9 protein-coding genes are annotated in these 9771 nt (G+C 26.3%); 6 read left to right on the top strand and 3 right to left on the bottom strand.

All coding sequences use genetic code 11. The annotated features are described in order from the left end of the window. Positions 1-475: 475 nt before the first annotated feature. The 3 genes from icmH to tssJ are packed head-to-tail and all read right to left on the bottom strand — an operon-like array spanning position 476 to position 3099. The gene (gene icmH, locus AJ884_RS04965) at positions 476-1249 is read right to left on the bottom strand and encodes a type IVB secretion system protein IcmH/DotU (RefSeq protein WP_002881837.1); all 774 of its coding nucleotides are present in this window, start codon (positions 1247-1249) and stop codon (positions 476-478) included. Then, entirely contained in the window at positions 1246-2643 is a 1398-nt protein-coding gene (tssK, locus tag AJ884_RS04970; RefSeq protein WP_002779660.1) for a type VI secretion system baseplate subunit TssK, read from the bottom strand. The genes icmH and tssK overlap by 4 nt, the downstream gene beginning before the upstream one ends. 9 nt (positions 2644-2652) lie before the next feature. Then, positions 2653-3099 (bottom strand): type VI secretion system lipoprotein TssJ, encoded by a 447-nt coding sequence (gene tssJ / locus AJ884_RS04975; RefSeq protein ID WP_002779659.1) that lies wholly within the window; start codon positions 3097-3099, stop codon positions 2653-2655. Positions 3100-3224: 125 nt separating this feature from the next. Here tssJ and AJ884_RS04980 point away from each other — a divergent pair, with 125 nt between their 5' ends. The 6 genes from AJ884_RS04980 to tssG all read left to right on the top strand — a co-directional run bounded on the left by AJ884_RS04980 (position 3225) and on the right by tssG (position 9494). Next, entirely contained in the window at positions 3225-4472 is a 1248-nt protein-coding gene (locus tag AJ884_RS04980) for a type VI secretion system domain-containing protein (protein ID WP_002881835.1), read from the top strand. A gap of 68 nt (positions 4473-4540) precedes the next feature. After that, positions 4541-5026, top strand: coding sequence for a type VI secretion system contractile sheath small subunit (tssB, locus tag AJ884_RS04985; RefSeq protein WP_002881833.1), 486 nt, complete (start codon positions 4541-4543; stop codon positions 5024-5026). A 1-nt stretch (position 5027) separates the two neighbouring features. Beyond that, the gene (gene tssC, locus AJ884_RS04990) at positions 5028-6482 is read left to right on the top strand and encodes a type VI secretion system contractile sheath large subunit (protein ID WP_002881832.1); all 1455 of its coding nucleotides are present in this window, start codon (positions 5028-5030) and stop codon (positions 6480-6482) included. Positions 6483-6484: 2 nt separating this feature from the next. After that, positions 6485-6877, top strand: a complete 393-nt coding sequence (gene tssE, locus AJ884_RS04995) for a type VI secretion system baseplate subunit TssE (RefSeq protein ID WP_002881831.1) — start codon at positions 6485-6487, stop codon at positions 6875-6877. Next, a complete protein-coding gene (gene tssF, locus AJ884_RS05000; RefSeq protein ID WP_002881830.1) occupies positions 6874-8595 on the top strand; it encodes a type VI secretion system baseplate subunit TssF in 1722 nt (573 codons plus the stop codon). Before tssE ends, tssF begins: the two co-directional genes overlap by 4 nt. After that, positions 8592-9494 (top strand): type VI secretion system baseplate subunit TssG, encoded by a 903-nt coding sequence (gene tssG / locus AJ884_RS05005; RefSeq protein ID WP_002881829.1) that lies wholly within the window; start codon positions 8592-8594, stop codon positions 9492-9494. The genes tssF and tssG overlap by 4 nt, the downstream gene beginning before the upstream one ends. Positions 9495-9771: the final 277 nt, after the last annotated feature.

Raw genomic sequence — 9771 nt, forward strand, 5'->3', positions numbered from 1 at the left:
CAAAATACCCTAGAATCTTATTATACTTTAGGAAGTTCATTTAACTTACACATATTCCTAAATTGCCAATAACTAGGCTCTAAATAATAAGAATAAGGAGTATAATAAAAGATAATTAAGCCTATACTTCCAAGAAAGACTAAAAACTTTGAAACGCTTTTTGTAGATTTAAAGATGATTTTATAAATAAATTTTAATATAAGATAAGAAAGAATAGTAGAAATTATAATAAGAAGTAATATATATGTCATGGGTTATCTCCTTAGATTCTCTATTTTATTAAAATTAAGATGTAATTTTGTGGTTTAGTGTTAGCAGTATAACTTTTTCTTTATCATTAAAATAATAGAGCTTGTTTTTTCATATATTTTTATCCTTTTATAGGTTTTGCATTTGATTTTTATTCTAGCTGTAAAATAATTTTTATTTAATTTTACTCATAACAAATAAATTGATATTTAAAAATTTAGTATATTTATTCTATATGTGTTAAATTTTTTATCAATACGGATATATTATTATCCACTTTAAGATTATTGGTTTCTAAATTGAAAATTGCATAGCTTAATACTCCTAATATAATCAATGCTGGCACAACGATAATAAGTTTTTTAAAATACAATCTTATAAATTTTTGCCAAATATTTTCTTTCAAACCAGTTTTATATGCTTTATTAAAAGCTAACTCTTCTTCTATCTTATAAACCGGTTTTAAAGATGTGGCAATATTATTGCAAAAATGAATTATTTTTTCATCTCTATCCTTAGTCTCATTATATTTTCCTTTATAACCAAGAATCAAACAAGCATAGATAAATTCCAAAAAATCTTTAAACTTAAAAGGGTTATTAATCCAAGATGATGCAATATCATAAAAATTATTTCCACCTAAAGTTTCATCAAATAACCTTACAGTTAGAGTATTGTGAGCCCAAAAATTAATAAAAAGTTCATTTTTCATTAAGCTTTCATCTATAAAGACACAAAGACAATATTTGAATTTAATAATTTCTTTTTCATCATATTCTTTACATATACTTAATTTAGCGGTTATATCTAAAATTTTATTAATCAATGTTTCTCTAAGTTGATTAATACTACTTGTATCCATAGAGCTTATTTTTGAAAGTCTATAAGAAAGCAAAAGCAACTCCAAAGAATAATCAATAATTTTATTGTTTTTTAAACCATCAAAATCTGAATCAAGAAGTAAGCTTAATGCCTTTTTTTCTTCATTTATTTCTTTCATTGAAATACCGCCCACATTATAATATCAGGGTTTTTTATATTGTTGGTCAAGTACATACTAATGATACTTTCATTTTTAAAATCTTTAAACAGTTGATCTCTTTTATCTAATTTATAATAAACATAACCATTTAAATAAGGAATGCTAGATGGAACATTAGGTACTTGATCTACATTTAAGCCCTCAAGCTGAGTTGCGACTATATTTTTAATTTTACTTTGAGTATGTATCTTGCTTTGAATTTTAAAATTATTAAGTAGATATTCTGTAGTAACATCTGCACGAATTGCGAAATAAATTTCACTTTCTTCTAAAATTCCCGAATTATCAAAAATAAAATCATAAAAACCGTTGCCGTTAATACTAGTCTTAGCTATAAAATATTTAGGGCTTGTGATTTTAGAAAATAACAATCTTAGATTATTCATCATATTTAAAAAAGTATTATAAAGATTATCGTGTTTATAAGGAATAAAATCTAAAAAAGATTCTTCGTTGCTAAAAGCTGCAAGCTCTCCTTGAAATTCTAAAAATTTTTCGTATAAAAATTCAGGATGTATTTTATCTTTTTTTGATAGATGTGAAAATATTAAATACCATTTTTTTAAAAGATTAAGGGATAAAAAAGTGCTAAAATCCAATGTATTTTTTGTTTGATCGATTCCTTTAAAAACATTAGATAGAACTTTTTTATGTTGATTGATTGAAAAAATAATTTCTTCCAAAAAGGATCTTATGGTAGATATTTTGCTGATATTTAAGCAAGTGGGTATAAAATCACTTTCTAATTCAATTTTTTTATTGATATCAATATTTTTAATTTTTGCAATTGGTAATTCAAGTTCATCAGGAGTTGAATTACCTAAAATGCCAAGTTTTAATCTTAAACTAGCAAGAAGTAAATCTTTTTTCTCTTGTGTAAAAGTCAGATTTTCAAGTTCGTACTCATCTTCAATTTTGTCCATTACATTAGATTTTGAATCATCATAATTTCTTAAAGCAATACTATTTCTAAGACATATAAACTTTGAATTTGGAAAAGTATTTCTTAAAGATAAATCAGCAATATCAGTAACTCCGATAGGAATTTTTAATACCACAACTGAATCAATTAAAGATTCATAATTGATTTCAATAGGCTCAGGCAACAAATCTTGCTCAGGTGCATTAAAAATGCTTCCATCTTGTGCGATACCTGAAATTTTAGAAAGTGCAATTTTTCCTTGCAATAACATCTCTTGAGAAAATTCCAAGTCTATTATTCCATATAAATTACTATATATATTTATAGTTTTAAGATCTATATTTCTATTAAAAAATCTTTCTTGCTGCTCAAAATGGGTTTGTCCAATATTAAGTCCATCAAACCAAGCAACTTTTAATTTATTTGCCATATATTATTCCTATTTAATTCTTTTGATACCTTCTTTGGATATTTCAAATTTTAAATACTTATTCTTCCCAAACCCATTTGCATCTTCGGTCTTTGCCCATATTTTTGTTGTTTTTTTTGTATTATTTGCAAATAATACAAGAATGCCTACATAAGGAACCTCTTCTTCATCTACTTTAACCGCGATAATATTGTCTTTAGGTGCAATTTGCGTTTTAATAGAATCAAGTTTATCCTTGCCTAGTACCCCCTCTTCTCTAGTAGCCAAATCTATATCACTTGCTTCTTCAAATTTTTTAATATCCTTAAGTTGATATACAATAGCTGTAACAGGAACATCATCATGTCTATTATTAAGATTGGAATTCTCTACATTATTTATCTTAACACTAACAACACTTGAGCAAGCGCAAAAGAATAGTGGCAATAAAAAAAATAAACTTTTTTTACAAAACATGAAACTAAAGTATCCTTTCTATCTTAGAATATATAATTTATGATTAATTGAGTAAATTTTTTAAAAAATTAACATAATATTTTTTAAAATTTAATTATAATGAGGCAAATTTTTGGAGGAATTAAATGTATTTTTGTGATCAATTGAAAAATAATTTAGATGAACTACAAGAATTTCAGTTACTTGAAGATGAGATGTCAAAATATAAGACTTTAAACCATGAAAATATTTCTTGGGATAAAGTTTATCAATATTCTCAGTTTATATTATTAAATCATTCTTTAAATTTTAAAATTTGCAACTATTTTCTTTTATCGTGTTTTAATTTAAACAATGAAGAATGCTTTGAAAAGCTTTTGCTTCTTTTTCAACATTTAAAAAAACTTATAGATGAAAATAATGCTTATATATTAGCTCAAAAGCGAAAAATTCAAAATTTTATTCAAAATTTTATTCAAGAATACAATAAAACAAAAGTGCTTATATCATCTGAGATTGTTAATCAATTTATTACTTTATTTTCCGAATTTGAAAATTTACTATCTTGCAATTTTGCAAAAATTGAAATTGCTCAAGTTGCACCACAACTTCCAAAATCTCCTGTAACTCAAGTATCTATAAACATTAGAAGCGATAATATTAACTCTTTAAACGAGAGAGAATATAAAAATTTTTATCAAAAACTTGCATTTGAGCTTTTAGAAGAGGATGAAAATAATCTCAATATCTACGCTTTATTCACCCAAGCAATGTGGGGAAAAATCAGGTGTTTGCCTGAATGTAATAATGAAAAAATTACTAAAATAAGAAAACCTGATGCAGATATAATTCGCATATTACTTTCTGATAAAGAAAATGATATAGAACATATTAAATGTTTTATGCATGAACTTATTTTAAATCCTTTTTGGATAGAGGGTGTACAACTCTTTTGTGATTTTTTAGAAAAAAAGAAAAAAAATAAACAATTAGACATTCTTATAATATTAACAAGTGATTTTATTTCTAAATTTGATACTATTGAACTTCTCCGTTTTCAAAATGGTGATTTTATCTGCAAAGAAGAAGTTTATAAATATTTTGTTAAATCCAAAGAAAATAAAAAAAGTTTTTTTTCAAGTAAAAAAACTGACAAAGAACATACATTACAAGATTTTGAGCAAATGCTGATGAATATTGATAAAGAAAATTTTAATAATTCTACTATGAATAATATTAATTCCTTGCTAGATATGGTAAAAATTTTTGAATCAAAAGGAATGAAAAAGAACTCTAAAATTTTAAATATATACTTAGTAGAGTTAATGGAAAAAACTCTACTAAAAGATTATCTAGCCGAAGAATATGAAAACGCAAAAAATAAAATTAAATGATGCAAGATTAAATTTAGCAAATTTTAATATAATAATTAAGCTAAAATTTTTATTTTTAAGGATTTAAAATGTCAGATGGATCTCATGCTCCAAAGGAACGAATTAATATTACATATAAAGCTAAAACTAATGGACAAAATGAGGATGTGGAGCTGCCGTTAAAATTAATGGTAATGGCAAATTTAAAAGGAAAAAACGAAACCCCCTTAGAGGAAAGAGAAATTTTGCAAATTAACAAGATCAATTTTGATCAAGTTATGAGAAAACTCAATATAACAACGAGTTTTAGCGTAAAAAATACTCTTGGAACAGGAGCTGAAGAGCTTGATGTTAAGCTCAATATTGCTAGCATGAAGGATTTTTCTCCAGATAGCTTAGCTAAACAAATACCTGAGTTAAACAAATTATTGCAACTAAGAGAAGCTTTAATGGCTTTAAAAGGTCCTATGGGTAATATTCCTGATTTTAGAAAAGCTGTTTTAGAAGCGTTAAAAAATGAAAAAACTAAAGAAAAGTTACTTTTAGAAATTAAACAAGAAGAGCAAGGAAATTAAAATGGCAAATACCAAAGTAATTGATACGCCAATTATTGAACAAATTATGGAGAAAAGCAAATACTCTAAAACTGATGAAAGTTATAGTATTGCCAAAAGAGGTGTTGCTGAATTTATTTCAGAAATTGTAAAAAGTGATAATGCCGAAGAAAAAATCAATAAATTTGCACTTGATGAAATGATAGCCCATATTGACCATTTACTCTCAAAACAAATGGATGAAGTTTTACATAATGAAGAATTTCAAAAACTTGAATCTACTTGGCGTGGACTTAGATTTCTAGTTGAAAGAACTGATTTTAATGAAAATATAAAAATCGACCTATTTGATATAAGAAAAGAAGAAGCTTTAGAGGATTTTGAAAACAATCCAGATATAACACAAAGCGTTGTTTATAAAAATATATATTCTTCAGAATATGGACAATTTGGAGGAGAGCCTGTAGGAGCAATCATTGGAGATTATCAACTTGGATCAGCAAGTCCTGATATGACTTTTTTAAATAAAATGGCTAGTATTGCGGCTATGAGTCATTCTCCCTTTTTAACATCTTTTGGACCAAAATTTTTTGGGCTTGATGATTATTCTGAACTTGCAAATATTCAAGATTTGCAAGGTTTGCTAGAAGGTCCTCAATATACAAGGTGGAGAACTTTTAGAGAAAATGAAGACTCTAAATATACAGGCTTACTAGTGACAAGATTTTTAGCAAGAAGCCCTTATGATCCTGAAGAAAACCCTATCAAAAGTTTTAATTATAAAGAAAATGTACATGCTTCGCATAATCATTTATTGTGGGCTAATTCTTCGTATACTTTTTGTACAAGATTGACAGAAAGCTTTGCTAAGTATAGATGGTGTGGAAATATTATAGGACCAAAAAGTGGAGGGACTGTTAAGGATCTGCCTACTTATCTTTATGAAAATTTTGGAACTATACAATCAAAAATACCTACAGAAGTTTTGATTACAGATAGGAGAGAGTATGAACTTGCAGAAGCAGGTTTTATAACTTTAACATTAAGAAGAGATAGTAATAATGCAGCATTTTTTTCAGCAAATTCTCCGTTAAAACCAAAATTATTTCAAAATACCCCAGAAGGTAAAGAAGCTGAAACAAATTACAGATTAGGAACTCAACTTCCATATATCTTTTTAATTTCAAGATTGGCGCACTATTTAAAGGTTTTACAACGAGAAGAAATAGGGAGCTGGAAAGAAAGAAGCGATATTGAAAATGGACTTAATGAATGGATTAGACAATATATTTCCGATCAAGAAAATCCACCTTCTGAAGTGAGAAGTCGTCGTCCATTTAGAGCAGCACAAGTGAAAGTTAGTGATATACCAGGAGAGCCAGGATGGTATAAAATAGGGCTAAGTGTCCGACCTCATTTTAAATATATGGGCGGTAATTTTGAACTTTCTTTAGTAGGAAAATTAGATAAAGAATAATAATGTCCTTGCTAGATAAACTGATCCATAATTTAGATGAGCAAAACATTCATATTCCATTCTATCAAAATGATTTTGAGGATGTAAAGAATAATATAAAAGTTTTGCTCAACTCTAAGATTAATGACTGTTATACCGCGAAAGATTTAGGGATGCCAAATATGACTGACATTAATCTTAGTTCTAGCGAATTATGCATATCAATGGCTAAGGAAATAAGAAAGTTAATTGATAGTTATGAAAAAAGAATACGAGTTGTTTCTATTACTTATGATAATAATTTAAGTCCTTGGCAACTTTCTTTTATTGTAAAATGTTTTTTTCAAGAGGATCGTTTTAAGGAATTTAGCATAGAAATTATTTTTAAAAATAATAGATATTGTGAGGTTAAATGAAAGATAATATCTTTTATTATCAAAAAGAGCTTGAATATCTATATGAAACTAGGGAACATTTTGTAAAAAATTATCCAAAACTAGCTCCATTTTTAGCTTACAATAGCAAAGATCCCGATGTAGAAAGAATTATTGAAAATTTAGCCATCCTAAGTTCTAAAATTCACCAAGAACTTGATGAAAATATCCCGCATATTGCAGAATCTTTAATCAATATAGTTTCTCCAAACTATACAAATCCCATACCCTCATTATGTATGCAAGAATTTAAACTTGAACAAAATAGCAAAGAAAATAAACTTACTATTCCAAAAGGAACCGTTGTTAAATCAAAACCTATAGATAAATGCATTTGTGAATTTAAAACTGTTTATGATGTCTATCTTTACCCTATTTCGATAAATGAGGTTTTTGCATCAAGTAAAAACCAAGACTATACTTTTAATTTAAAATTACAAATAGATAAAGCAGAAACAAAAATAAGTGATTTGGGCTTAGAAAAAATTAATTTATATTTAGGTAACGATACTTACATGTCTACTACTTTATTATTATATATACATTCTTATTTGAAAGAATTAAAAATTCAATGTTTGGAAACTGATGAAGAATTTTTTCTTAATACTTACGATATTGAAAAAATAGGATTAAATCCAGATGAAAGTAGTTTATCTTATAATGATTTAGGCTTTGAAGCTTTTTCTTTGTTAAGGGAATATTTTTTTATGCCCCATAAATTTAATTTTCTAAGAATTAATAACTTAGATATTTTAAATAATTGCCAAGGAAGAACAATTAATATTGAATTTAAATTCTCTAAACCATTTCCTGCAAATTGCATATTTAGAAAAGAATTGTTTTCTTTAAGTATGACGCCTATTATCAATATCTTTGCAAAAAGCGCAGAACCTCTTATAAATAATCATAAAAAAGATAGTTATCGAATTTTTGTTGATAGAAGCCAACCTAAAGCTTATGAGATTATACAAACATTGCAAGTTAAAGCACACAATAGCGAAGGGGGTAAAAGATTATTAAAAAACTATAAGAGTTTTGAACGTTTTGAATTTTTAAAAGATAATCAAAAAGACTTTTATAGCATAAATACTAAAAAGAATTCTAAAGGAGAAGTATTTAGCGAAATTTCCTTTTTCTCCTCTTATTTAATGGATGAAACTATAAGCATTGATCTTTTATGCTCCAATGGAGATCTGCCTTCAAGATTAAAAATAGGAGATATTAATAATTGTAATTTAAAAGGTGTTGATACTAAAAATATCGAAATTCCAAGTGAAGCGAGAAGATGCAGCGTTGATGGCAATTTATTGTGGAAACTTGTTTCTGTATTATCTTTTTCTTATCAAACCATATTAAGTAGAAAAGCTTTTTTTGGTGTATTAGAAAGCTATAGTTTTTTAGATAATCAGTTAAATTGGAAATCTTATGAACTTTTAAAAGAATCTATAGTTGATATTCAAAGCAAAAGCACTTATCTAATTGATGAAAATATTACAAAAAAAGGGACCTTAGCTATTTTTAGTATTAAGGATTCTAAGTTTTATACTTTAGGTGAAGTCTATTTACTAGGATTAGTTATATCCAAATTTTTAGCATCTTTTGCTAGCATTAATTCCTTTTGTGAATTAAAGATAAAATGTCTTGATTCAAAAGAAATTCTGCATTATCCTGCTTCTTTTGGAAAAAAAGCTTTAATATGAATGATCCAACTTCATATAGTTTTTTTAAACTTATAAGAAAGCTAGAAAAAAATTATGGGAAAAAAAATATATTTTTAAGAACCAATAAAAGTTTAAAGCATCCAAATAAAGATTTAGAAAAAATTATTTTTTCAGATCAATCATTTATAGAATTATTTGTAAATTTTATGGGCTTACATGGAGTTTCCTCACAACTTCCTTCATTTATGTTAGATAAATTATCCAGAAATGAAGATGGAGAACAAGGTTGGACTTTATTTTTTGATTTTTTTAATCACTATTTACTTTGGATATTTTTCGATGTTATTGGCTTAAAAAATTATCCAAGATCTTTTAATGATAATTTTAAAGACTCTATTTCTCAAATTTTATTTAATATATTAGGAATTAAAGAATACGATATTGCAAAAAAATATTTACCATTTGCACCTTTATTATTGAGCTTAAGACGTCCAAAAACATATATAGAAAGAGTTTTGCAAGTTAATTTTAAACTAAAAGACAAATTATCAATCATTGAAAATTTGCCTCACCAAATTTTAATCTCTGATACTCAAAGAAATAAACTGGGCGTAAAAAATCATGCCTTGGGGAGTAATTTCATACTAGGTGATAAATTTACCTCTTATCAAAATAAAATAGCAATTTATATAAAAGATATTTCATATCAAGAAGCGATTAAATTTATGCCCAATGGAACTAAACATGATGATTTAAAAAATAGCATAATGTTTTTAACAAATAATGAATTTTGTGTTGATTTATATCTTAAAATCAACTATTCTTCAGAAATGAAGTTTGTGTTAGGAGAAGAAAATACCGCCAAACTTGGCTGGGCAAAAATCTTAGGAAACACGCAAAAAAAATTCACCATAGTATATATGAAACTTTATGAATAAATATTCATAATCATAAAACACACTCAAATTTACCCCAACTATGCTACAATATTTACAAACAAATATAAATAAAAATTTAATCACACTTATAAGCTTTGTATTTGATAAATCTTATTACCACATTAAGGAGAAAAAATGGCCTCAAATTCCTTTATGAGTCTTAATATATCAAATTCTACTTCAAATCCCCTACCCTTTAAAATCACTAAAGCCCTTATCAAAGAAAGTCTTGAAGAACTTTTTTCTATAGAATGTGAAGGTTTTTTTGAAAGTTTAG

Source organism: Campylobacter sp. BCW_6463, from assembly GCF_001762785.1.
Classification (GTDB): domain Bacteria; phylum Campylobacterota; class Campylobacteria; order Campylobacterales; family Campylobacteraceae; genus Campylobacter_D; species Campylobacter_D jejuni.